Origin of the sequence: Flavobacterium endophyticum, assembly GCF_003634455.1 — a bacterium.
GTDB lineage: Bacteria > Bacteroidota > Bacteroidia > Flavobacteriales > Flavobacteriaceae > Flavobacterium > Flavobacterium endophyticum.
In genome coordinates, this window is sequence record NZ_RBLC01000003.1 from 235486 (window position 1) to 261171 (window position 25686).

A 25686-nucleotide genomic window follows, 5' to 3' on the forward strand; every position below is an offset into this window, starting at 1 on the left:
TTATTTTCCTTTTACGATTACTGCATCCTCAATATGGTAGATCCAGTCTTCTACATCATTTTCATTTATCCTGAAGTTACCTTCTAAGGTAACATATTGATCCGTCTTCAATTTAGGAGTGCTACCTCTGAATTTAATTCCCATAATAGTTTCCGGTCCTGCCTGGCCGCAAAAAAAGCAGGCTGCAAAAACATTCTTGCTCAACGCATAAGTCGTATTATCTATCGGGACGATAAACCCAGACATTGCTATCCTTTTCTTGTTTTTTGCCTTTAGCGTAGAGTTTATTATCGGAAACATCACGCCGTCGGGATATGTCTTGCTCGGTTTTTTTACAAACTTGATAGCTCCCAGCAATTTCCAATTCAAAGTATCAATTGCAACAAAAGATTTCGATTCAAATTTGGAAAAAGCCTTGATTTCTGGCAAAAAACTCGCCCTCTGCACAGCAGGAGAATTGGATTCTTTTATCGTTAGATTCTGTTTCTGCAAAAAAGTTGCGTCAGAAAAAATAAAAAAAACAAAAAGGGCTATACTAAAATAATAAGTCTTACGCATTTGCTAAAGTTTTTGAAATATTCAATCGGTATGCTTTTACGGCAGGAATGGCTGCCGCCAATAGTCCTACAAAGATAGCAGCTAAGAACAGAATTCCCTCCTTCTCCCATACAAAAGCAAAAGGGTTAAAAGTCATCTTATATTCTTGGTCTGTTGAAGAGGATATGAGCAATAACGCAACTCTTCCAACAATAGTGCCGAAAATAAATCCGACAACACATAATAATATGCTCTCAAACAATACTAAATTCAGCAACTGCAATCGACTGGCTCCGCTTACTCGTAACAGGGCAAATTCGTATTTGCGTTCTTTCAAGGTAGTATAGAGCGCTATAAAGATACTGATTCCAGAAATCAGCATGATGCCATAAGCCAAGTACTGCAAGGCCTGTAATCCTATTCCAAATAAGGAAAACAGTCTGTTGATTTCGATTGCTGGGGAAGCAGCCTGCATCTTCGTGTTTTGCGCTATCAATCTCGGCCAAGTCACAAATCCCATTTTATTCCTGAATTTTATCAATACCGCCGTTATTTCTTTTCCTTGCTCTGATGTTTCAGCTTGATGGTCATGATCGTGATGTTCGTGCTCATCACCTTCAAAATGAATATGTCCTTCTTCGCCATGTTCTGGATTTTCTTCCGCGTGTTCGTGGGCATCATGCATCGCCCAGACGCTAGGAATGTTGCACAAAATAAGGTTGTCGATGACTTTTCCTGTTGGACCTGCAATACCGCTGACATGATAAGCGAATTCTTCATGAACTTCTCCTTCTGCCGCATCGCCATGTGAACCGAAGAACTTATCCCCAACCTTTATGTTTAATTTTTTTGCGATTTCGCTTCCAATTACGACTTCAAAATCTTTCTGAAACAGCTTGCCTTCTAAAACAGTGGCTCCGTATTTTTCTAGATAGTCAGGTGTAGTACCGACAATCTTAAAACCCCTATAATTATCTCCAAAAGCCAAAGGGATGGCGCTTTTCACAAAGGGATGTTTCATCCACGTTTTAGCTTCATCATAGCTAATGTTGCCCGTCGGTGCATCCACCTGATATACGGAAGAAAGTATTAATTGCAAAGGGCTTCCTTGAGCACCTAGTACCACATCAACACCGTCAATATTGCTTGAGAACTGTTTTTCAAATTGTTCCTGAAGCAAAATCAACAGAGAAATTATAGCAACACTGGCCGTCAGCAAGATGATGCTCAATATCGTATTTAAAGGTTTGAACCAGATATTTTTCCAAGCTAATTTGACAATCATAACAATGTAATTTGATTAGAAAAACGATCTTTCAATCTCTGATCGTGAGTAACTATAATTAGTGCTGCTCCATATTCTTTCGACAACTTCGAAAGCAGATCGGCTACATTAAAAGCATTTTCATCATCTAAGCTTGATGTAGGCTCATCTGCCAAAAGCAGCTGCGGCTCATTTATCAAGGCTCTTGCAATAGAAACTCTTTGCTGTTGTCCGATACTCAAGCGCGATGTTAATTTGGTCATTTGGTCAGCCAAGCCTAATTCTGTCAAAAGCGATGTTGCTTTTTCTTCAGCTTTTTGTCCGGTTGCCAGCCAAGAAGAAAGAACCACATTTTCTAAAACAGAAAATGCTTCTACAAAATGTGGCTGCTGCAAGATCAGGCCTATATTCTTACCTCTAAATTTATCTAGATTTTTATCCGAAAGGCTTTCAATATTTGTATCACCTATACGGATAGAGCCCGACTGGGCTTTGAGCAATCCTCCTAACAGATGGAGCAATGTAGTCTTCCCTTTTCCAGAACCACCGGTAATCAAAAGTACCTGGCCGCTTTCCAAGGAAATATCGGGGAAATTAAAATTCACTTTCCCGCTATAGGAAAAAGCGAGATTCTTGGTCTGGATCATAGATAAAGTCATTTCTGCAAGCGGAGTGCAAGATACTGAAATACTTTAAAAAAAATTGTTAACCAGAACTTATAAAATACTCTCCGCTAACTAAAAACTATTGGAAAAATGGGCATCATTAAGCAATCCATTTTCATTGGCAAAATTAATTAGCTCGAGAGAATTTTTAACATCAAACTTTTGGAGCAGGTTCCTTCTGTGAGTTTGTATGGTCAGAAAGCTCAAAAACAATTCTTCTGATATTTCTTGTGTAGATTTTCCTTTTATCAATAGAGCCAATATTTCTTTTTCTCTTTTAGTCAGCCTAGGAATCGATTTTAAATCAGACAATTGTATCTTATCTAGCATAACCTGCACTTCTTTGCTAAAGACCATCTTCCCTTTCGCCGCTTCTTTTATGCAATGGATGTATTCTTCATTTTTTGCGGTTTTTAATAGATAGCCGGAAGCGCCTTGTTTAATCAATTGCAATACAATGCTTCTTTCAGACTGGCTACTGATTCCTAATATGATCATCTTAGGATATTTCTTCTTTAACTCAAAACAAATATCAATTCCATTATTATCGCCAAAAAAGATATCCAAGAGCAAGACATCTATTTTATCAATTTCTTCGAAACTATATAAATCCTCACTTTTGTTAAAACCGCCCAATAAATCAAATTCTTCATGATTCGAAAAAAGAGTAGACAATCCCTCAATAATTAAAGGATGATCATCTAAAATAGCAATACTCAGTTTTTTATTTTCCATAATTTGTCAGACTTCAAGTTCTATATTATAGGAAGTGCCTTTGGAGTTACTTTCACAATCAAGGCTTCCTTTTAAAAGCTCTATTCTGCTTTTTATATTTTTTATTCCTAGCCCTAGGTTTTCTTCTATTCTTGAACTATCAAAACCAATTCCGTTATCTTCTATAGAAATAAAGAATCTATTCGCGTTTTGGCTGCAAGAAACTAAAATCTGGGTCGCTCTTGCATGTTTTAAGGCATTATTCAATAGTTCTTGAACAATCCTAAAAATAGTGGTCTGTGTGGTCAACGGCATCGAATTATCAATTTCATACGAATGAAATTCTATCGAAACACTATCCGATTTTAGAGTAAAGCACAAATCGCCAAGAGCTTTGTCTAAGCCTAATTTCAACAACGATTCTGGAACCAAATTATACGAAATCTGTCGTAATTCTGATATCGAAGTTTCCAAAATAGCATTAATTTTAATCGCATCTGTATCCTTTTTGGCTTGCGTATTGGCAAATATAATTTTCAAGGCAGATAGCTTGCTGCCTATGCTATCATGCAAATCCCTAGCGACTCTTTTCCTTTCTGCTTCCTCTACATCGATCATGGTCTGCATAATCTCAATCTCCTTTTCTCTTTTTAAATTATTTAGTTTCTGAAAATGATTTATCTCTTTTTGAGCCGTTATCTTTTTTTGGTTTTTTAAGTTTTTCCAAATAAAATAGGTAAATATCAAAACGCAGATAAGCGCAAAATACAATAGCAAATGAAACAGCGTGTTCTTCTTCTGATTTAATAAGGTAGCTTGTTTTTCAATAGTTAGCTTTTTTATCTTATTCTCATTTTCTAGTTTATTGTATTTAGCCTCAATGTCTGCAATTTTATCCGCTTCAAATGCTACACCCAAGCTATCTTTTAGTTGAATATACTGCTCATTATACAGGTAAGCCTTTTCAAAATCATTTAATTTTCGATAAATTTTCGATAGCTCATACGAATAATAAGCCTTATCCTTAATATTCATGTCGCTGTTTTTAAAAACATCCAATAGCAAATTTTTAGCACTTTCGAGTTTATTCTGAAGCATAAAAACCTCGTACTTCATAAGCTTGAATCGTTGTACTAAAGTAGAATTGGCATTACGTTCTGATAATTTGATGCCCTTGTCATAATCTGAAATCGCCAAGTCATAGTTTTTAATTTCTTGGTTCAAGCTTCCTTTAGCAAAATAATATTCGATGTATAGCGATTTTAGCGGATACGATTGTAATAAATTTTCAGCTTTTCCGAGATACTCAAAAGCTTCCTTTGTTTTTTTCTGAACCGACAAAACCTCTACATTAAACAAATACAATTCGATCAAATCTTCGTTGTAGCGGCTTTTTTTATTCTTCCCCTGCTCCAAAGTCTTAATAGACAGGTCTAAATAATATTTCGTTTTGTCTATATCTTCATTATTATAAAAAACAACAGCAATTAGCTTATACAAATTAGACAGCTCTTGGCTATCCTTACTTTTTTCTGCAACAGGAATTGCCCGTTTTAATAAGACTTCTATTGTTTTTAAAGGCTCGTTTTCCCGCTGATACAGTAGCCCTATATTAAAAAGTATTTTAGACCTTACTACATATATCTCTTTGCTATTGTATTTTTTTAAGACTTCGTCAGCTTTTTCAAACTTTGCCAAATTCCCTTTTTCCAAAGTAAGGAAAAGCGAATTATAATAGTACGATACATCTTTTAAGTAGCTATTATTTTTTACTAATTCATTCCCTTTTTTTAAATAGGCAAGTCCTACTTCTTTTTTATCGACATTTTTAGTATAAATATAAGCCAGCCTGTAGTTCATGATGCATCTCAAGCTATCCGATGTACTAGCAGCAATAGCATTTTTCAAGCTATCAATAGAAATCTCATAATCATTTAATGTACTGATTTTTTGAGCATGCCCCAGATACGCAGCAAACACCAAGAAAAAAAGATACAATCGCTTCATTTTGTTGAGATAAGCCACAAATGTAATGACCATTCTCTGGATTTTCAGTAAAAGACTAAAAATTACCTGATTTCAGGTATTCAATTATACCTTTTTATGATTAATTCGAATTTAAATGCCCTATCTAAATTTGCACAACACCTTAAAAAACAAATCAATTAAAAAAAATTAAATGAAAAGACTTATCAACTTATCTGTGCTTTTACTCACAATTTCTTCCTTTGCTCAGGCCCCACTCGAAAAAGGAAAAATTCAACTAAATGCCGGTTTCGGAACATCCAACTGGTCAACCCCAATTTATTTTGGTGCAGATTACATGATTTCAAATCCGATTACCGTCGGACTGGAAGCTTCCTATCAGTCCTATACCACGTATGGAATCAAAAGTACCATTATAGGACTACAGGCCAATGGTAATTATCATTTTAATGAACTACTAGAAATTTCAAACGAATGGGATGCGTATGCGGGTCTTAACCTAAACTATTACAACTGGAAATTCAAAGACTCAGATACCAATACCTATTTAGTAGATGACGAACCATTTGGTGTTGGAGTTCAAATTGGCGGAAGGTATTTCTTTAATGAAAAGTTTGCCGTAAACCTAGAACTCAGAAGTGGAAATGTGACCACTGGAGGAAAAATTGGAATTACTTATTTATTAAATTAAAAAATACAACTATGAAAAAAAGACTAACAGCATTTTTTGCAATCCTATTAATTGCAATAACCATTTCTTGTAGCAGTGACGATAGCAATGGCAATGGCGGCAATCCGTCGCCAAATAAAACGGCAAAATTTGAAATAACAGGCAACTTTACCGGCCATATATTTATCGTCTACAATAATAATGTAACCGGAAACACGACCGAAACGATTACTTCATTGCCATGGAGCAAAACTATCAATTACCAAGATAATGTTACAGGCATCGGAATCAGCGGTAATGCCGTATTACAAAATCCTGGCGTTGTAGGTCAAAACGTCAGTTTAAAAATATACCATAACAACAGCATCGTGCGCCAAAGCAACAAGATTGCAGATTCAAATGGTTCCTTTAGTTTTGAGACCTTGACTTTTATATTCCCTTAAAAGTTACTTTCAAAACGACATATAGGCATGAGGCAATAGTACATAATCAAGTAAAAGAAAATATATTTATGGCAAAATAATTATCTGGTTAGCCCAATAGAAATCACAACCATTATGAGACACAGCTTTAAGTATATTTTCATTTCACTTTTTACTCTAAAAATTGCAGCTCAGGCTGATAAAGAAACATATCTGTTTTCAAAAGATATTGAAGCGAAAATTCAAAAAGATACCCTGCCATGGAGATATCAGATGGGAGCAACCGATTATTCAATCAGTGAATATTACACAAAAGCTCTAGAAACCTGGGATAAGAATGGAGGTACAATCAAAAAAATAAGCAAAGAAGACAGCCTATACTTCAATTCATTCCAGAAAAAGAATGCAAAGGAATACATTATAAATCGCTCAAAAGACGAAAAAATCATCATTATCAATGAAGCGCATCATAACAACAGGCACAGAGTTTTTACCGCTTCGCTTTTACAAGGCTTATACGATAATGGATATCGCTTTTTCGGTCTCGAAGCACTTGCAGACTCATTAATAAACGAACGAAAATTCCCAGTCATGGAAAGCGGCTTCTATGTAAAAGAACCACAAATGGCGAATTTATTAAAAGAAGCATTGAAAATCGGTTTTGTCTTATTTGAATATGAAGCAGCAAGCGGCAAGAATGGCAAAGAAAGAGAAATTGAAGAAGCAGAGAATATTGCGCAATTAATCAGAAAAAATCCAAATTCAAAATTTCTGATCCATTGTGGCTGGGATCATGTGATAGAAGGAACCCCGACCAACAAAAATTGGGAGAAAGCTATGGCTGGCCGATTAAAAGAAAAAACAAATATCGATCCTTTTACGATTGACCAAGTGACGTATACCGAAAAAGGCAATCCTAAGTTTACCAATCCTTATGTCTTGATGGCCAATCCTAAAGAATCGGTAGTCCTAGTTAACGGAAACGGAAAATTATTCAATGGCGGAGAAACAAATGACCAAACAGATTGCAGGATAATTCATCCCATCACCGAATATATAAACGGCCGTCCCGATTGGTTGACAATAGACGGACAACGAAAAACACATACCGTTCCAAAATCTAAAATTACCCAATATCCTATTTTGGCTCTTGCCTACAGAAAAAATGAAGTTGAGCAGAATGGAGTTCCGGCCGATATTATTGAAATCACAAATAAGCAAACTACAGCCGATTTCATTTTAGAAAAAGGCATGTACAAAATCATCCTTAAGGATAAAAACTATAAAATCATCCAAGAATTTGATGCAAACGTAAAATAATAACAAGGCCCTTTTGGGCTGGTAATATTAAAAAAATGAAAAACTACAGTATCATAGTACTCCTACTACTAGCATTCACAAGCAGCAAGGCCCAGACAAAATTACCTGAATTTAATGACAAGCCGGCCTATTTCAACACCAGCACTAACGAATTAATCGAGCTTGAAAAATCGCAGTACAATACAATGGCCAAAGCCAAAGGATTATTTAGCGCAGAAGGAGGCTTCTATTTAAACGGAACCAAATCTTCCGTCAAGATTGCAAATAAAAACCCACTAAAATTTATAGTGAAGGTAAATCCAGGAACCGATCCAACCTCTGTTTTCGACTTAGTAAAATTTGAAGTACGAAAAGACAAAAGAGTTTTGGTAACCACTAAAGCTAAAGTTACCAGTACCTCAACCTCCTACGAAAAGATTAGCTACACTCTAGAAAAAATAAAAGACGGATATTATTACCTAGTAGCTAAAAATTTGGCTCCAGGAGAATACTTTTTTGGTTCCAATGACTTTATGTTTGCCTTTAGCTTAGAATAAAAATTTATTATAAAATACCATCATCGCCAAAACTATAATACGAGTTTTCGGTAATTATAACATGATCCAAAACCCTGATATCCAAATTTTCGCCGGCAGTCTTTAATTTCTTAGTAATCTTCCTGTCGGCTTCGCTTGGATACAACACCCCAGAAGGATGATTGTGCGCCAAGATTATTGCCGTAGCATTCTGTTCAATAGCCACTTTAAAGACAAGACGGACATCAACGACCGTCCCTGTTATTCCTCCTTTACTTAACTGGTATTTGTGAAGTATTCCATTGGAATTATTCAAATAGATAATCCAAAATTCTTCGTGCGGAAGCTCGCCTATTATGGGCTGCATTATTTCAAAAACAACCTTGCTAGAAGTTATTTTGATATTCTTGCCCGTATCTTCAGAACGGCGACGGCGTCCCAATTCCATTGCGGCAATTATGGTAATCGCCTTTGCTTCTCCAATTCCGTTAAAAGTTATCAATTGCTCTCTAGAAAGCTTTCCTAAAGCATTTAGGTTTTCAACGCTTGCTAATATGCGTTTGCTTAAGGCGACGGCACTTTCAGTAAAATTTCCAGAACCAATCAAGATGGCGATAAGTTCTGCATTGCTCAAGGCTTCTTTGCCTTTGTCTTTTAGTTTTTCACGAGGCTTGTCATCATCAGCCCAATTCTTGATAGAAGGAGGTCTATTGCTTTGCATGGCGTTTAAATTAAAATAGAAGTATAAGATACAAATATAGTAGAAGAACAAATATCTTCCGCAATAATTCTCATCCAACACAAAATATTTCTCCTCTTTAACGTTATAGCTATAAACAACTTAGTTCATGAAGTATTTTTATCCACTGGCACTCCTCCTATTCTGTTCCATTACTGTCGAAAAGACTTTTTCCGAAAGACTTTCCGATGCAGCAATTACGCTAACAAAAGATAAAGTTACCTACGACTCAAGCTATTTTTCTATAAAATATCCTAACGGAGATGTTCCAAAAGACAAAGGCGTATGTACTGATGTTGTCATACGAGCCTACAGAAAATTAGGAATCGACCTGCAGAAAGAAGTACATGAAGACATGAAGCAGAACTTCTCAAAATATCCTAAAAACTGGGGATTAAAAAACACAGATACCAATATCGACCACCGCAGGGTTCCAAACCTTCAAGTCTTTTTTACTCGTTTTGGCAAAAGCCTAAAAGTGACAGATGCAGCTGCCGATTACAAAACAGGCGATCTAGTAACGTGGATGATTGGCGAAAGAATGCCTCATATCGGAATCGTGACAAACAGAAAAACATCCGATGGAAAACGCAACCTCATTGTCCATAATGTAGGAGCTGGACAAGTTTTAGAAGACTGTCTTTTCAAGTATAAAATAACCGGGCATTATCAATTCAAAAAATAAGCGAGCCAAATCTGACCCGCCTAATCTATTTTTTTTACAGTAACGTTTTTACCTCATCAAAATTCAAGCCTCCATAATTTCCAGAACTCATCAACAATAAGGCAATAGCCTCAGTATCAAATTTCAGATGGAAAAGATACTCCTTAAAAGCGGCTGGGTTGGTATAAATTATCAAGTCCTCACGATTAAACGATTTTGCAATCTGTTCATACGTTACCTCTTCAAGCTGCTTGATTTTTACAGCATCAGGCGAATAAAAAACTACCGCAACATCAGCCGAATCAAGAGCCCCTTCATATTCTTTCAAGAACTCAGCATTAAGGCTGCTGTAAGTATGCAATTCTAGGCAAGCAATTAATTTTCTGTCAGGATATTGCTCCTTAACCGCTTTCGTAGTCGCCGCCACTTTGCTTGGAGAATGCGCAAAATCTTTATAAGCCACATTCTTCTTGCTCTCCCCAATTTTTTCCAGACGCTTTGAAGCGCCTTTAAAACTCGAAATCGCTTCATAAAAATCAGCCTCATCAACGCCCATATTTTGGCAGATCCATTTAGCTCCGGCCAGATTGTTCAAATTGTGCGCGCCAAAAACCTCGATGGGCATAGCGCCCTCTGGAGTCTCGAGCAAAGTAGTTCCGTTCTCTACGGTATATTTTGGCGTAGAATACGGAATCTTTCGAATAGGATTTGTCGCGGCTTCGGCAACTCTTTTCACTTCAGCATCATCCTCATTATACACCAAGATGCCTCCGTTCGTTATTTTTTGGATAAAAATCTCAAACTGTTCCACATAATTTTCATAGGTCGGAAAAACATTGATATGATCCCAAGCAATTCCCGAAATCAAAGCAATATTCGGCTGATAAAGATGAAACTTCGGACGTCTGTCCATTGGCGAAGACAAATACTCGTCACCTTCCAAAACAATAAAATCATTTTCCTCTGTCAGATGCACCATCGTATCAAACCCCTCCAATTGAGCCCCAACCATATAATCCACTTTAATGCCATGATAATGCATCACATGAAGAATCATTGACGTAATGGTAGTCTTTCCGTGTGATCCGCCTATCACTACTCTCGTCTTGTTCTTTGACTGCTCATACAGAAATTCTGGATACGAATAAATTTTCAAGCCCAATTCCTGCGCTTTCAACAATTCCGGATTATCCGCTTTAGCATGCATCCCGAGAATTACAGATTCGATATCCGATGTTATTTTCTCCGGAAACCAGCCCAATTCTTCTGGCAGCAGCCCTCTTTTTTCCAAACGCGTTTTTGACGGCTCAAAAATAGCATCATCGCTTCCGGTTACTTGATAACCTTTTTCATGCAACGCTATGGCAAGATTGTGCATGGCGCTTCCGCCAATTGCTATAAAATGTGTTCTCATTTAAATGTCTGATACGGAACCAGATTAGAATCGTATAGAATGCAATCCTAGAATGGTTCCTAAATTATGTTTTGCTCTTTTCAGTATATTCGTCCAGAACCGCTTTCGCTTTTTCCGGCTGTTTCATCTTATTCTTATACAAATCAGCCAACTTTTTATAAGTCGTTTTTGATCCGCCAGTTTCCACTGCTTTTTTATAATACTTCTCCGCTTCTTTATACCGTTTAAAATATTCCGCGATATGCCCTTTAGAAAGATAACCGTCTACAGTAGAAAGCACCATCAATTCATCCGCATACTTTTGCGCTTTTCTTTCGCTTCCGCCAATAATTCCAGGCAACTGCAGATACAATTCGACCAAAGCCCAACGTGCCTCTATGTGCTTTGGATTTAACTCGATTGCCTTCTTAAAAGCATCTTCCACATCATCAATCATCCCCAAAGCCTTGAACTTGCTGCTCTCTTTAGCCTTCATCGCCAATGCACCGCCATATTTATAATGATAATTAGCCTCCGAAGGCTTGAGCTCTACTAACTTCTCATAGTAACCAAAAGCCCCATCCCACTTTTTAGCATGCCCATCAATGTCCCCTAAATACTCAATAACACCAAGATCCTTAGGCTTCTTTTGATAAATCGCCAAAAAGATTTCCTTCGCCTTTTCGTACTCCCCCCTCTTAAAAAACTGCTCCCCTTTCGCATATTCTGATTGCGAAAAGACGACCATTGGAAATAAGAGTAAAATTAAAAAAAAGCGTTTCAATAGATTTTGTTTTAGCGTTTCAAAAATAGGAAAATGATTTGGAATAGCAGGCTGGATTTTATTGATTTGGGAGAATAAAGAAAAGTAGTATATTGTTGACAAATTTATGTCTGCTTTTTTATTTCTGGCCTTTACAACCTTTTTATAAAAATAATGCTCCATAGTATAAAACGTCTTTTATGAAAAAAATTATACAATTACTGATCCTATTTTTCTCCCTTTCAATAACAGCCCAAAATTTAGATAAACATTGGAGCAAGGTTTATGAAGCTTTTGAACCTGTAGATGTGCTTTCGCAATACAAATGGCAAGACGGCTTAGGATATTATATGAGTACAAAAGATGCAGCGACACACTTTTTCTTTGACAATATTAGCAAAGGGAAGTACATTCTCGAATACGATGTTCGAGTAAACAATCAAGGTGAATTCTCAAATGGGATTACGACAATCCAAAGCATGTATGCGCCAGAATTTTCAAGTCATAGTAAAGGAATCCGCGTAAAAGTAAAAGAATAAACTACAATCACAATTGTAAAAACAAAAAATGCCTAGTCTTATCCTAGGCATTTTTTATACGTTAAGTATAGCATAAAATAGTTTTCAAAAACATCAAATTCCAGAGACATACTCTCAGAAAACTTTATTAGAGAATTGACTCGACAGGTAGCAATGTAAAGTTTCAGGACCCGAAACGGTCCAAATACATAAATTCGAATTACTGCCTATATTTTACTTTAGCAACTTTTTCTATTTCTCTGGATCTTGACTCTTCTATATTTCTATTAATTCTTATGGCCAGGTAAGCCATGATCAACAGGGCAAAAAAGAAGAACAAAACGTTAATAGCGGAGGCCGTAAATCGCAATTCCTTTTTGTAAGCATACCTTTGGGGGTGATTGGTAGTTTTATACATAATGTCAAGCGTTAAGTTTCCTCAAACTTAAATATCCTTGTTTTAAAAACATTTACATAATTTCAATTTTTAATTATTTTTTTTTAAGTAACTAGGAGAAGATATATGCGGTGGTTTTCAGCACACATTCGTAAGAGAATTTTGCAGAAAAAATATTTTTCAATAAAAAAGGAGGCATTTCGCCTCCTTTTCCTAGCTACCTTTTTTAAAATATAAATTATTGAAAACCAAATACAGTCAATTAAATACACTATATTTCATCTTCCGAAATTCATTTGCTACCATAGGAAGCTGCTTCTCCGTCTTTCGAAGCCTTTTTGCCACCTACGGAAACTTTTATAACCTTTTGGAAAGCTAATTTGCCGCTTTCCGAAATTCATTTTACGTCTTCCAAAGCTTCTTTTCCAGCTACGGAAGCTTATTTTCCGCCGTAGGAAGCTGCTTTTCCAACTGTGGAAATTCGTTTGCCACTTTCCAAAATCCTTTTTCCGCCTACGGAAGCCTGTTTTCCGCTTCCGAAATTAATTTGTCGCCTACGGAAGCTCTTTTGCCGCTTACGGAAGTCCCGTCATCCCTCAAGTTCAATACATCATAAAAAAAAGCCGTTTCAAAATTGAAACGGCTTTTTAAACTATTTGAACTAATAACTAATCTAAAAAATTATTTTGCGATTGTCATTTCGTCAACAATATGTTTCGCTCCCGCATATTTATCGATGATAAACAATACATAACGAATATCCACATTGATGGTTCTTTGCAATTTCGAATCAAAGATTACGTCACCCGCCATAGCCTCGATGTTTCCGTCAAAAGCAACACCAATAAGCTCTCCTTTTCCATTCAATACAGGAGAACCTGAGTTACCTCCCGTAATATCATTATCTGTCAAGAAGTTAACAGGCATATACCCGTTTTTGTCAGCATACTGTCCGAAATCTTTTTTCTCGTTCAATTCGATCAATCTTTTTGGCAAGTCAAACTCTTGATCGTTTGGCTTGTACTTTTTGATTGTTCCTTGAAGCGTAGTGTAGTTGTTGATTTTTGCATCATTTCTCTTGTCAGCAGGCAAAGCACGAACTTTTCCATACGTTAAACGCAAAGTCGAATTCGCATCTGGATATTGGATTTTGTTCAATTTAGATTCACGCAATCCTTCTACAAGTAGACGGAATGATTTTTGGAAATCATTCTCCAATTTTGCAAGATCTTCAGGCTTGTTTCTGTAAGTAGCCAAAATGCTAGAAGAAAGCAAGTACAACTTGTCGGTTTTCAAAACCTCAAGATTTGGATTTTTCAAGAATGCTTCTGCTTTTTCTTTCGTAGCAAAAACACTTTCAGCCAAAGCCTCATCTACAAATTTTGTAAAATCGTTTTTGTTCACTTTTGCCAATTCTTCAACATAAGGAGCCAATTTATAACCCGCTTTTGAAGCATATAAGTTTAATTCAGCAATCAATACGTCTCTTTCCACAGGAAGGTAGAATCCTTCGTAGATACCATCAACCATTGCTTGGATTCTTGGAAGCATTTCTGCCTTTTTAGCATCGTTTTCTTTAGCATAAGCCGTAGCAGCATTTCCTATGCTTGACGGACCTGCAGCCAAGCTGCTGTTTCTCAAGATAGAAGTCAAGTAGTTATCATGTCTTGACTTTTCGTTTGTTGCAGCATAATATTTATTGATGGTAGCAACAACATCGCCATACTTTTGTTTGTTTTCAGGCTTGTTTGCCCATTTGTTAAATTCAGCCTCTTCTTTTTGCTTAGTAGCCGCAGTTTTGAATTTAGTCAACGCATCAATCATTCCTTGACGGTTTTTCCAGTAGTTTGCTACAGAAGCATATTTAGATGCATAGTCCAAACGAACTTGGTCGCTTTTATCCATGTGGAATTTCATAGCGTCCATTCCTGTTTTAGAACCTTCAACCCAAGCAGGGTATGCAAATTTCACGTTTTGCTCGATTCCTCCAGCTGGCATCCAACGGTTGGTTCTTCCAGGATATCCTAAGATCATCGCAAAATCATTTTCTTGAACACCTTTCAAGCTGATTGGCAAGTGGTGTTTTGGTTTCAACGGAACGTTGTCTACAGAATATTCAGCAGGATTTCCGTCTTTATCAGCATATACTCTAAACATAGAGAAATCTCCCGTATGACGAGGCCATTCCCAGTTGTCTGTATCGCCACCAAATTTACCGATGCTTTCTGGCGGAGTTCCTACTAAACGAACATCTTTATAATCTTGGTAAACGAAATAGTAGTATTCATTTCCTTGGAAAAACGAACGAACAGAAACTGTATATTTTCCACCTTCGTCATTTTCTTTTTGGATTTTTGCAATTTCTTGGTTGATCGCTTTCTCACGCTCCGCCTCGTTCATGTTATCCGTAACTTTAGAAAGGATTCGTTTAGAAACATCGTCCATTCTTACAAAGAAACGCACATAAAGAGAGCTTGGTTTGATTTCAGACTTTTTGTCTTTTGCCCAAAAACCATCTCTCAAATAATTTTCTTTTGGAGTAGAAACTTCTGCAATCGCATCGTAACCACAGTGGTGGTTTGTCAAAACCAAACCTTGGTTAGAAATAATTTCAGCCGTACAGCCACCATTAAATTGGACGATAGCGTCTTTGATACTTGAATGGTTGATGCTGTAGATTTCTTCTGATGTCAGCTGCAATCCCATTTTTTGCATGTCACGGTGATTCAAACGCTCGATGAACATCAAAAACCACATTCCTTCGTCAGCCTTTACCGTTGTCGGAACAAGCAGTATCGCCGTAATTAAGGATAAAATAATTTTTTTCATTGAATAGTATTTAAAGTTTAATAGATATATGCTAGTAGTCTTTAAAAATGCATTTTTGTTACATTTTTGACCGCGAACATATATATTTTCGCGATGCGAATATACTTCATTTTACAATTTTAGGCCTATAATCAAGGAGAAAACTAAATCGTTATCGCAATTTTTAACTTTTACTTTAGACTTATCCCTAGAGAAATTTGCTTCCTGATCTTACTTATACAGATCCGCAAACTCCTTGGTTCTCTTGGCGGCTTTTTCAGGCAGGAAATTCCTTTCGCCCAAGTGGAAATAGTATTGTTGGATGAACGCCTTAAAATACTTGATGTCTTTTTCGTCTTCCGCTGTCTTCTTTTTAATAAGATTATTTTTCCAGAGCGGATCTTTTCTATAATCTGCCTTGACCAGTACGTCCTTTTCATTAAACTGATAATAATGCGAATCTGTCGTACAGTTAAAAGCACTATTTGAAAAATTGATAGCAAAATGATCCTTTTGAGCTTCGATATCAAAATGATTCTTTCCAAAAGCAAAATAAGGCTTGTGGTAATCAAGCATTCCTAAAAGTGTTGGCATGATGTCAATATGCTGCATGATTTTGTCATCTGTTCCTCTGAAGTTTTTGCCCGGATGATAAAACAAAATCGGAATCGAGTAATCATACGGCGGTTTCAAAAACTTTGGCGAATCTGCTCCCGATGCATGATCGGCCGTAATGATAAACAACGTATTCTTAAACCATGGCTCATTCCTGATACTTTCAAAAAAGATCTTGAGTGCATAATCCGAATACTTTATGGCACGATGTATCGGAAGCGTTCCTTCGGAGAATTTATTTTCAAATCCTTTTGGAATGCTAAACGGATGGTGAGACGACAAAGTAAAAACAGTCGTAAAAAAAGGCTTCGGCATTTGGTTGACCTTTTCATGCACGAAAGGCCAGAATTTATGATCCCAGATTCCCCATTTGCCATCAAAATCATCATCGCCTCTTTCTTCTTCATATTCTTCTCTCGATTGGAATTCTTTAATATCAAGATTTTTTCCAAACGAAACAAAGCCCATCGATTCCTTTACAGCGCCATGCATGAAAGCTGTATGATAGCCCATTTCGTTCATACAAGCCGGAAGCGCATAATAATCTGCAACCGAGTTCGGCAATGACAAAAACGGCTCCTTAAATGTCGGGATGGAAGCCCAAATAGCAGGCAGGGCATCCATAGAACGGTAGCCGTTCTGGTAGGCATTCGTAAAAAGATAGCCTTCATTAAAAAGCGAATCCAAAAAAGGAGTATTCGTCGGCTGCTTCGGCTTGAACTGGTCCGAAAGACTCTTGATGTGCGCCTTTCCAAAACTTTCCAAAATTATTATAAAGACATTTGTTTTCTTGTCGATGGAAAACATATTTGAAGAAGAAGGCTTGTGTGTGGTCGGCAAATAAGCCGCGGCAGTTCGTTTATCAAAATATTCAAGTTTCGGGACTTTCTTAGATTTGCCGATAGTACGGAAAAGGCAAAAAGGATTGCTTAATATCAAGGAAGTATGAGAAGCATTATCCGTATAAAGAAAAGCGTCGCTCATGGAAATCGGAAACGAAGCTTTAGAAAGACTTGCTCCCCTGACAAAAAATACAGTCAAGAAAACCATTACGCCTAGATAAGCCGAATTGACAAGATAGTAATCGCGATTATTCGTAAGAACCGATTTTCCGTTTCCGATAAGCTTATAGCCCACGCTGAGCAATCCGAGGATAATGAAATAGAAAATAAAGCCATACCAATAATCGGCTATGAAATCGATTATAAGAAGCGAAAAACTATCTTCTTTTACCAGAAACAAGTCGCCTAAAACCAGTCTAGATTGTTTGTATGGATAGTAAAATACGTCTGCAAAATTGACTAGCAGTCCAAGACTATTCAAGCCCATATAAACCCAGAAAAGTTTCTTTTGGTAATTTGCTTTTTCCCTAAATCGAAAAGGCACTAGCGATAAAAAGATAAACGGAAGGTTCAGATACAATATCGAAACCGTATCAAACATCAGGCTTCCCCTGAGCAGCGAAATGATATCTTTTCCACGTATCGGATCGATCAGGTCATCATTAAAATAATAAAAGAGTAATCTTCCGAGCATAAAAGCGACATACACGACCAAAAGCCGCAATGCCATGACAGTAAAATCATTTTTCCAGTTGATTTTCATAAAATCTAACCATTGTGTCCTTCTGAAGATGAGGCTTATACAGCATCGATTCTGCGGTATCAGAAGAACGGGTGGGGGACTCAAAATATATTCACGCAAAAATAACGAATAATTTACATTTGATTAATAATCTCTAGAAAATTACAGTCAGATGCTGCCGACAGGCGCTATCTATAGAGATGAGTTTTTCAAACGAATTGATGAAAACAAAATATAAAAAAGCGACTCAATGAGTCGCTTTTTTTATGCTTCTGGAGTAGCCTGAATCTGATTTTCTTCAGAATTCAGCATTTCCCAAAGCTTGTCTTTCAATTCTAGCAAGCCTTGATTGGCTATCGAAGAGATGAAATGGTATTTTAATCCTTTGAAATCTTTATCTAGTTGTGCTTTCATTTCGGCTTTCAGCTCCTCATCGAGCATGTCTGATTTTGAAATCACGATAAATCTTTCCTTATCTAAAATCTCTGGATTGTAGCGACGTAATTCATCCAAAAGAATTTCATATTCTTTTTTGATATCGTCGGCATCTGCCGGAATCAAAAACAACAGGACTGAATTTCTTTCGATATGTCTCAAGAAATAATGCCCGAGTCCTTTTCCTTCTGCAGCGCCTTCAATAATACCCGGAATATCGGCCATTACAAACGATTGAAAATCCCTGTAGGCTACAATTCCTAAATTTGGCTTTAATGTCGTAAAAGGATAGTCGGCAATTTTTGGCTTAGCCGAAGTCAGTACCGACAGCAAAGTCGATTTTCCTGCATTTGGAAAACCTACCAAACCAACATCTGCCAGAACTTTAAGTTCTAAGATTACGTCAATTTCGTTGGCTGGCATTCCAGGCTGCGAATATCTTGGCGTCTGGTTGGTAGAGCTTCTAAAGTGCCAGTTTCCTAGACCTCCTTTTCCTCCTTTTGCAACAATTTTTTTCTCGCCGTGTTCGGTAATCTCAAATAAAATTTCGTTGGTTTCTTTATCACGGACAACAGTTCCTAACGGAACTTCGATAAATTTATCTTCTCCATCAGCACCCGTGCTTCTCGCGCTTCCACCATCGCCGCCGTGACCAGCTTTAACGTGTTTTGCAAACTTTAAGTGAAACAACGTCCAAAGCCCTTTGTTTCCCACTAAATATACGTGTCCACCGCGTCCGCCGTCTCCACCATCCGGACCGCCTTTTTCAATAAATTTCTCTCTATGCAAATGCGTCGATCCTTTTCCTCCTTTTCCGGAAGAAACATAAATCTTAACGTAATCTACAAAATTTCCCTCTGTCATTTTCTTTGTTTAAAGTGTAAATTTTAAGGTTTAAAGCAACAGTATTCTGCTGACTTTAAACCTTAAACTCTATACTGTTTATTTTATTTATTCTTTTAGTGAACGCACCAAAACCTTGTCGATTTTAACGCCGTCCATATCTATAACTTCTAGTTCGAATAGGTTCCAGATTAGTTTTTCGCCTTGTTTCGGAATATAGGAAAGCTCTGTCATGATCAAGCCGCTCACTGTCGTAACTTCATAATCATTGATAAGCTCGTCCAAATCAAAATAGGTCAAAAAGTCATGGAGCGAATAATGTCCGTCCACTAACCAAGTCCCGTCTTCTCTAGCTACAAGCTGGAATTCTTCATGATAAAAATCAGAAGCATCGCCAACTAGAGCTTCCAAGATATCATTTAAAGTAATCATCCCTTGCGTGATTCCGTACTCGTCGGTCACGATAGCATAATGTACTTTAGTTTTCTTGAAAATATCCAACGCCTTATAAGCCGAAGTGTGTTCGATCAAATAGACCGGTTCCTTCATTATTTCTCTTAGGTTGAAGTTGCCGTTTTCAAATTTGGCGAACAAATCCTTAAGCAATACAACGCCTACTACTTCATCTAAACTTTCTTCACATACCGGATAAACGGAGTGGATTTCGTCTAAAACTTTTTGCTTTAACGTAGCAAAATCATCTTCTAAAGAAAGATAATCAACCGATTTCCTGTGGGTCATCAAGGAGTTTACCTTTCTGTCACCAATGTGGAAAACACGTTCCACGATATCTTGTTCGATTTCTTGTACTTCGCCGACCTCAGTTCCTTCTTTGATAATGGCCTTGATTTCTTCCTCAGTTACTTTTCCATCGGCAGTAGGCCTGATTCGGAATAATTTTAGTAACGATTCTGTAGAAATGGTCAAAAGCCAGATAAACGGAGCCGTGATAACCGAGATTATTTTCATCGGCAAGGCTACCGTTTTTGCGATAGACTCTGGATAATTCAATCCTATTCTTTTTGGAAGCAATTCGCCCAATACCAATGAGAAGAAAGTCAGCACAACAACTACAATTCCAACAGAAAGATTGGCAGAATACGGTTGAAGGACTTCAAACTGGTCTAAGAAAATCTTTACATCATCAGTGACTTTATCACCTGAATAAATACCTGTTAAGATTCCGATTAATGTGATTCCGATTTGAACAGTCGACAAAAATTTGTTTGGTGAATTGGCCAAATCCAGTGCGGTTTTAGCGCTCGTATTCCCCTTTTTTGCAGAAGTTTCCAATCTGTTTTTTCGCGCTGATATCAATGCGATTTCCGACATCGAAAAAACACCATTCAAAAGGATTAAAAAGAAAATTATAGCTATTTCCAAGATTTATAAATTAAGTTAAAGGCTATCGATTACAGTACTTAATCGATGTGTAATTTCTTCTATGGAACCAATTCCGTCCACAGCATGAAATTTATTTTGTGCTTTATAATAGTCCATTAATGGAGCTGTTTTTTCGTTGTATTCTTGATAACGGTTCCTGATTTTTTCTTCATCTTGGTCATCAGGTCTACCTGATGTTTTTCCTCTTTCTAAAAGTCTTTTTACCAATATCTCATCATTGGCTTCCAAAGCAACCGTTGCCGTAATTTTTTCATCTTTAGACTCCAAAAATTTATCTAAAGCTTCTGCTTGCGACAAAGTTCTTGGAAATCCGTCAAAAAGAAACCCTCTAGATTCTGGATTTTTATCAACCTCGCTTTGAAGCATCTGTATTGTTACTTCGTCTGGAACTAAATCACCTTTGTCCATATAGGTCTTCGCCAATTTGCCAAGTTCCGTTTCATTTTTAATATTAAATCTAAAAATATCACCCGTTGAAAGATGGGTCAGATTGTATTTTCCTTTTAAGAATTCGGCCTGTGTTCCTTTTCCTGCCCCAGGCTTTCCAAATAATACGATATTAATCATTGTGTTAGTTGTGAGTTATTATATGCCAGGATTTTTCAATCCAAAATGTTGTAATCTTTAGATTTTATTATTCTTTCAATTGGTATACTTCCGGAATGTTTCTTCCCAGTCCGTCATAATCCAAACCAAACCCAACGATGAATCTGTTCGGAATTTCAATACCAATATAATCAATTTTTATATCTTTTTTATACGCTTCGGGCTTTAAAAACAAAGTAGCGATTTTGAGCTGCCTTACATTTTGCGCTTCAAACATGGCTTTCAGTTCGACCAAAGTATTTCCCGTGTCGACAATATCTTCTATTACGACAACGGTTCTTCCCGATAAATCTTGATTAAGCCCAATGAGTTTTTTTACTTCATTGGTTGTAGAAATGCCTTCATAGGAGGCTAATTTCACAAAGCTCACTTCGCAAGCTTTTGGATAGTGTTTCATGAAGTCTGAAACAACCATAAAGGCGCCGTTCAAAACGCCCACAAACAGGGGTATCTCTTCGTCTAGGTCTTCTGCCACTTCCTGCGCCATCTTGGCTATGGCAGCATCAATTTCCTTTGCGCTGATGAAAGGAACAAAATGTTTGTCGTGAAGCTGTATCACAATTATATTGTTAAATAATAAGTTGCAAATATACTAAAATAGAATCCAGCTATTTTACAATTTATTTCAGTTTTATTACAATTTTATTTTTGTTAAATAATATTTAATATTCTGCAGGTCCAGAGGATAAAAAATTTAAAATCAGTAAATTCAAGCTTCGAAAAAAGAACCGCTAAAACTTTTCCAGCTATGAAAACGAGAATTTCACTCCTAATAACAAGCATCGCTTTTTCTTTCCTATCTTGTAATGGACAGGTTTCAAAACAAGAAAAAAAACAGGCCTCAAAACAAGGCGATGTTGTCGTAAAAACTGCTATCGGTGACCTTACGCTTCCTGCTCCCTATTCTTCTGAATCTGTCACCAAGAGAAGCCAGATGAAAGAATGGCCTGCCGGAGTCACACCCAAAGCCACTGAAGGTTTTGTAGTCACCAAATTTGCAGACGGTCTCAAGAACCCGCGTTGGACCTACATCGCTCCAAACAATGACATTTTTGTGGTGGAAAGCAGCACTTTTAAAAGCGCCAATCAGATTACAGTTTTTCGAGACAAGGACAACGATGGTGTTTTTGAAACTAGAGAAATCTTTAAGGAAGGCCTGAATATGCCTTTCGGAATGCTCATCCTAGGCAACTATTTTTATATCGCCAATACCGATGGATTATACCGCTTTCCTTATAAACAAGGCGACCTGAAGCTCCAAGGAAGCGGAGAGAAGATTTTGGAGCTTCCTGCCGGAGGCTACAACAATCATTGGACAAGAAACCTTTTGGCTAGTCCAGACGGATCAAAAATATATGTTTCTGTAGGATCGGCCAGCAACAATGCCGAGCATGGCATGGAAGTAGAAAAAAGGCGCGCCAACATACTTGAAATAAATCCAGACGGCACAGGAGAAAAAATCTATGCCAGCGGATTGAGGAATCCTGTCGGGATGGACTGGAATCCTGCAAACAATGAACTTTGGACAGCCGTAAACGAGCGTGATGACTTAGGCGACGAACTCGTTCCTGATTATATCACCAGCGTTAAAAGAGAAGGATTTTATGGGTGGCCCTATTCGTATTACGGACAGATTGAAGACCCTCGAATGAAAGGCCAAGGCAAAGAACTCGTTGCCAAATCCCTTGTTCCAGACGTTCCTGTAGGCACGCACACGGCATCGCTTGGGTTAGCATTTTATGACAAACAGGCATTTCCTGCCGAGTATAGAAATGGCGCTTTTGTCGGACAGCACGGTTCCTGGAATCGTTCGATATTAAGCGGGTACAAAGTGCTTTTTGTTCCTTTCAAAAATGGAAAACCTGCTGGAAAACCGATAGATTTCCTGACCGGATTTATAGCCGATGAGAAAAAAGCAGAGGTTTACGGTCGTCCTGTTGCCGTAACCGTCATGAACGACGGATCGCTTTTAGTAAATGACGACAGCGGCAATACCATTTGGAGAGTAGCCTTTAAAAAATAGCTTTTAGAATATAATTATTTTAATACTTTTACGCCAAGTAGCTCAAAATAACAGCATAAATGAATTCTGATTTTATCCAAAAATTAGAAAAAAGCACAGCGCACCGTCCAAGTCGGGAATCTTTGTCAAACGAAGTTTGCGAAAACCCAGAATTATTGCACGATTTGATGTTCGTTTTCTTTACTATAAAAGACAAGAGCCACCATAAAGCCTGCTGGGTTTCGGAACTGGTTTATGAAAGAAAAATCGACTGGCTTTCTCCTTATCTGGATGTTTTCTGCAAGACGCTTTCTTCTTATTCGCATGACGGCGCACTTCGTTCCGTTTCAAAAATTTGTCTTTTTTCGGCGAGCCACCATCTCAAAAAGCTAAAATCAGGAGAAGTCTTTCTGACAGACAATCAGCTTGAACTCATGATCGAATCTTGCTTCGATTGGCTCATTACCGACCAAAAAGTAGCAACAAAAGCATATGCCATGAGAGCGCTTTATTCTTTTGGAAAAGTGAAAGACTGGGTTTATCCGGAGCTGAAAGTTATTTTGCAACAAGACTATCCGAATCATTCGGCTGCTTATAAATTGGCTTCTAAAGAAATCCTGACGAAACTAAAATAGGAACGAATTTTTTAGTCAGATAAAAATGCAGGCTATAGCGAATTGAATTAATCAGTGTTGAAACTTGATGGAGCCCATCAAGCTTTTTCAGACAGGTATTCATAGATTTTTTCCTGCGAACGTACTAATGTCTTATCATTTCTAACTGGAATATTTTGAAGCGCTGAACCGATCCATACCGCTTTGACGTTATCTTCAAGCTGAAAGTCCAAGATATCCAATAATTCCTTTTTTAAATTTGGATCATAAATCGGGAAGCAGACTTCAATCCTATTATAAATATTTCGATTCATCCAATCCGCAGAACCCATATAAATCAATGGATCGCCATTATTATCAAACACAAAAATCCTTCCATGTTCCAGATTCCTGTCCACAATTCGCCTTACGGAAATTGTTTCGCTCATACCCGGAATTCCTGGAACAAGACAGCATATTCCCCTGACAATTAATTGAATTTTTACGCCTGATTTAGACGCTTCGTATAATTTTTCAATCAGACTCTTTTCTTCCAGATTGTTCAGCTTGATTGTTATTCCGGAACTCAAGCCTTTTTTATGATTCTGGATTTCGTTGTCAATCAAAGCAATAAACTTCTCTCTCAAGTTGAATTTGGCTACCAGCAGATGCTTGAAATCAATCTTATATTTCTTGGGATTTTTTTTAATGGTTGCCAGTAAATGGAAGGCTTTCTCCAAGTCCTTCAGCATTTCTTTATGGGCGGTCATCAAGATATGGTCCGTATAAAATCGTGCCGTGTTTTCATTCAAGTTTCCGGTCGCAAACAAACCTATAGGAGCTAGTTTGCTCTGTTTCTTGAACTTTACGAGCGCTATCTTGGCGTGTACTTTTAGCGACGGAATGCTATAGACGATCTTCACCCCTGCTTTTTTCAACTGCTTAGACCATTTTATATTGTTGGCTTCATCAAACCTTGCTTTTAATTCCACCACAACCGTAACTTTCTTGCCATTTTTTGCCGCACTGATCAAAGCATTGGCAATTTTCGAATCGCTGGCCACGCGATACAGCGTTACATACACTTCTTCGACATCTTGGTTTATAGATGCTTCATTAAAAAAGCGCAACACGCCGTCATACGACTGATAAGGCACGTGAAACAGCATGTCTTTTTCTGCAACAACTTCAAAAAGATTTTTTCCTAAAGGCACGGCTGTAGAAATCGGCGTTATTTTAGGATACGACAGGCTCTCTTTTTTCAAAGGCAATGAAGCCAGATCTTTCAGATTGTGATAACATCCGCCCAAGACAACAGTAGCATCTTTTAGCTTAAAGGCATCAATCAGCGATTGCAAAAACGGAGGCGGCATCCTATAATCAAACAAAAAACGGGTCGCAAAGCTATAATCGCGCTTGGCAATTTTTTTTTCCATTTTTTCGGCCATGGCTTCATCATATTCGTCATCGAGTTCCAAGGCTGCATCGCGAGTAATCTTGAAATTATAATCTGCCAGCAGTTTTTGATCTTTAAAGATAAGCGAGAGTCCAAATTTTATGATATCATCTAAAAAGAGAATATAGTTTTTGGTTCCTTTTTTTACAGAAAAAAAGCGCGGCAAATCGTCTGAAGGAATATTCAAGATAAACAGCTTGTACAAGTCGGCTCCTTCTTCAATCGCAACAAGCTTATACAGCTTATTATTTTCTGGAAAGAAATCCATTTCTTTAGCCGACATGTCGACAACTTGTATAAACGCCAGTACTTCCGTAAAAAAATAATGGGTAATTTCTTCGTGAATAGTATCTCGAATAGACTCGTTATAGAGCAGATGGAATTTTTCTTTCTTAAGGGCAGGAAGTATTTTTTCTGATATTATAGTCCCAAAAACATGCTGCTGGTCATCTACGATATGCTGGATCTTGTCCAAGATATGCTGATAGGCAAAACCATTTTCGGCTTCGCTTTTAGAAATTTTCTTCAGTGCCATCAGTGACGGTATCCTCACTCGGTAAAATTCGTCGAGATTAGAAGAGTAGATAGAAAGAAACTTTATCCTTTCAAAAAGCGGCACATCAGCAGCAGCCGCTTCATGAAGCACTCTTTCGTTAAACGACAGCCAGCTGACATCTCTGTCAAAAAAATTAGGCTTTAAGCCAGCTTCTTTGCTCTTGGTTTCCAGAATCATATAGTATCAAAATAGATATAAAAATATTAATTTAGGATGA

Annotated in this window: 22 protein-coding genes and 1 pseudogene; 8 read left to right on the forward strand and 15 right to left on the reverse strand. The window is 37.4% G+C overall.

What is annotated here, in order from left to right:
* The 5 genes from CLV94_RS12565 to CLV94_RS12585 all read right to left on the reverse strand — a co-directional run bounded on the left by CLV94_RS12565 (window position 1) and on the right by CLV94_RS12585 (window position 5220).
* Window positions 1–558, reverse strand: a complete 558-nt coding sequence (locus CLV94_RS12565; RefSeq protein WP_245982561.1) for a hypothetical protein — start codon at window positions 556–558, stop codon at window positions 1–3.
* Window positions 551–1822 (reverse strand): ABC transporter permease, encoded by a 1272-nt coding sequence (locus tag CLV94_RS12570; protein WP_121376841.1) that lies wholly within the window; start codon window positions 1820–1822, stop codon window positions 551–553. The genes CLV94_RS12565 and CLV94_RS12570 overlap by 8 nt, the downstream gene beginning before the upstream one ends.
* Complete coding sequence (locus tag CLV94_RS12575; protein WP_121376947.1) at window positions 1819–2448, reverse strand: ABC transporter ATP-binding protein; 630 nt, start codon at window positions 2446–2448, stop codon at window positions 1819–1821. Before CLV94_RS12575 ends, CLV94_RS12570 begins: the two co-directional genes overlap by 4 nt.
* 90 nt (window positions 2449–2538) lie before the next feature.
* Window positions 2539–3201 (reverse strand): LuxR C-terminal-related transcriptional regulator, encoded by a 663-nt coding sequence (locus tag CLV94_RS12580; RefSeq protein WP_121376842.1) that lies wholly within the window; start codon window positions 3199–3201, stop codon window positions 2539–2541.
* 6 nt (window positions 3202–3207) lie between these two features.
* A complete protein-coding gene (locus tag CLV94_RS12585; RefSeq protein WP_121376843.1) occupies window positions 3208–5220 on the reverse strand; it encodes a tetratricopeptide repeat-containing sensor histidine kinase in 2013 nt (670 codons plus the stop codon).
* A gap of 139 nt (window positions 5221–5359) precedes the next feature.
* Between CLV94_RS12585 and CLV94_RS12590 the strand changes: the two genes are divergently transcribed.
* The 4 genes from CLV94_RS12590 (at window position 5360) to CLV94_RS12605 (ending at window position 8114) form a co-directional block, all read left to right on the forward strand.
* Window positions 5360–5857 carry an outer membrane beta-barrel protein gene (locus CLV94_RS12590; RefSeq protein ID WP_121376844.1) on the forward strand — a complete coding sequence of 166 codons (498 nt, stop codon included), beginning with the start codon at window positions 5360–5362 and terminating at the stop codon, window positions 5855–5857.
* A gap of 11 nt (window positions 5858–5868) precedes the next feature.
* Entirely contained in the window at window positions 5869–6279 is a 411-nt protein-coding gene (locus tag CLV94_RS12595; RefSeq protein WP_121376845.1) for a hypothetical protein, read from the forward strand.
* 114 nt (window positions 6280–6393) lie between these two features.
* The gene (locus CLV94_RS12600) at window positions 6394–7578 is read left to right on the forward strand and encodes a hypothetical protein (protein WP_121376846.1); all 1185 of its coding nucleotides are present in this window, start codon (window positions 6394–6396) and stop codon (window positions 7576–7578) included.
* Window positions 7579–7613: 35 nt separating this feature from the next.
* Window positions 7614–8114: a hypothetical protein gene (locus tag CLV94_RS12605; protein ID WP_121376847.1), complete on the forward strand. Its 501-nt coding sequence runs from the start codon at window positions 7614–7616 to the stop codon at window positions 8112–8114.
* A gap of 7 nt (window positions 8115–8121) precedes the next feature.
* On the opposite strand, the gene radC is transcribed toward CLV94_RS12605, so the two are convergent.
* Entirely contained in the window at window positions 8122–8814 is a 693-nt protein-coding gene (radC, locus tag CLV94_RS12610) for a RadC family protein (RefSeq protein WP_121376848.1), read from the reverse strand.
* 127 nt (window positions 8815–8941) lie between these two features.
* Between radC and CLV94_RS12615 the strand changes: the two genes are divergently transcribed.
* Window positions 8942–9517 carry a DUF1287 domain-containing protein gene (locus CLV94_RS12615; RefSeq protein ID WP_121376849.1) on the forward strand — a complete coding sequence of 192 codons (576 nt, stop codon included), beginning with the start codon at window positions 8942–8944 and terminating at the stop codon, window positions 9515–9517.
* Between the two features lie 34 nt (window positions 9518–9551).
* On the opposite strand, the gene CLV94_RS12620 is transcribed toward CLV94_RS12615, so the two are convergent.
* A complete protein-coding gene (locus CLV94_RS12620) occupies window positions 9552–10910 on the reverse strand; it encodes a UDP-N-acetylmuramate--L-alanine ligase (protein ID WP_121376850.1) in 1359 nt (452 codons plus the stop codon).
* A 64-nt stretch (window positions 10911–10974) separates the two neighbouring features.
* The gene (locus tag CLV94_RS12625; protein ID WP_317125118.1) at window positions 10975–11835 is read right to left on the reverse strand and encodes a tetratricopeptide repeat protein; all 861 of its coding nucleotides are present in this window, start codon (window positions 11833–11835) and stop codon (window positions 10975–10977) included.
* Between the two features lie 113 nt (window positions 11836–11948).
* On the opposite strand from CLV94_RS12625, the pseudogene CLV94_RS12630 reads away from it, so the two are divergent.
* Window positions 11949–12191, forward strand: a pseudogene (locus CLV94_RS12630) (alpha-2-macroglobulin family protein); the annotation flags it as partial.
* A gap of 1057 nt (window positions 12192–13248) precedes the next feature.
* On the opposite strand, the gene CLV94_RS12640 reads toward CLV94_RS12630, so the two are convergent.
* The 6 genes from CLV94_RS12640 to CLV94_RS12665 all read right to left on the reverse strand — a co-directional run bounded on the left by CLV94_RS12640 (window position 13249) and on the right by CLV94_RS12665 (window position 21421).
* Window positions 13249–15396 (reverse strand): S46 family peptidase, encoded by a 2148-nt coding sequence (locus tag CLV94_RS12640; protein WP_121376853.1) that lies wholly within the window; start codon window positions 15394–15396, stop codon window positions 13249–13251.
* Window positions 15397–15606: 210 nt separating this feature from the next.
* Window positions 15607–17595, reverse strand: coding sequence for an LTA synthase family protein (locus CLV94_RS12645; protein WP_121376854.1), 1989 nt, complete (start codon window positions 17593–17595; stop codon window positions 15607–15609).
* Between the two features lie 243 nt (window positions 17596–17838).
* Window positions 17839–18873, reverse strand: coding sequence for a GTPase ObgE (gene obgE, locus CLV94_RS12650; RefSeq protein ID WP_121376855.1), 1035 nt, complete (start codon window positions 18871–18873; stop codon window positions 17839–17841).
* A gap of 87 nt (window positions 18874–18960) precedes the next feature.
* Window positions 18961–20235, reverse strand: coding sequence for a hemolysin family protein (locus tag CLV94_RS12655; protein WP_121376856.1), 1275 nt, complete (start codon window positions 20233–20235; stop codon window positions 18961–18963).
* Between the two features lie 15 nt (window positions 20236–20250).
* Window positions 20251–20823, reverse strand: coding sequence for an adenylate kinase (locus CLV94_RS12660; protein ID WP_121376857.1), 573 nt, complete (start codon window positions 20821–20823; stop codon window positions 20251–20253).
* A gap of 67 nt (window positions 20824–20890) precedes the next feature.
* Window positions 20891–21421, reverse strand: coding sequence for a phosphoribosyltransferase (locus CLV94_RS12665; RefSeq protein WP_121376858.1), 531 nt, complete (start codon window positions 21419–21421; stop codon window positions 20891–20893).
* A gap of 189 nt (window positions 21422–21610) precedes the next feature.
* Between CLV94_RS12665 and CLV94_RS12670 the strand changes: the two genes are divergently transcribed.
* Window positions 21611–22885 carry a PQQ-dependent sugar dehydrogenase gene (locus CLV94_RS12670; RefSeq protein ID WP_121376859.1) on the forward strand — a complete coding sequence of 425 codons (1275 nt, stop codon included), beginning with the start codon at window positions 21611–21613 and terminating at the stop codon, window positions 22883–22885.
* A gap of 59 nt (window positions 22886–22944) precedes the next feature.
* Window positions 22945–23499 carry a hypothetical protein gene (locus CLV94_RS12675; protein ID WP_121376860.1) on the forward strand — a complete coding sequence of 185 codons (555 nt, stop codon included), beginning with the start codon at window positions 22945–22947 and terminating at the stop codon, window positions 23497–23499.
* Between the two features lie 77 nt (window positions 23500–23576).
* On the opposite strand, the gene ppk1 is transcribed toward CLV94_RS12675, so the two are convergent.
* Window positions 23577–25646 carry a polyphosphate kinase 1 gene (gene ppk1, locus CLV94_RS12680; RefSeq protein ID WP_121376861.1) on the reverse strand — a complete coding sequence of 690 codons (2070 nt, stop codon included), beginning with the start codon at window positions 25644–25646 and terminating at the stop codon, window positions 23577–23579.
* Window positions 25647–25686 lie beyond the last annotated feature (40 nt).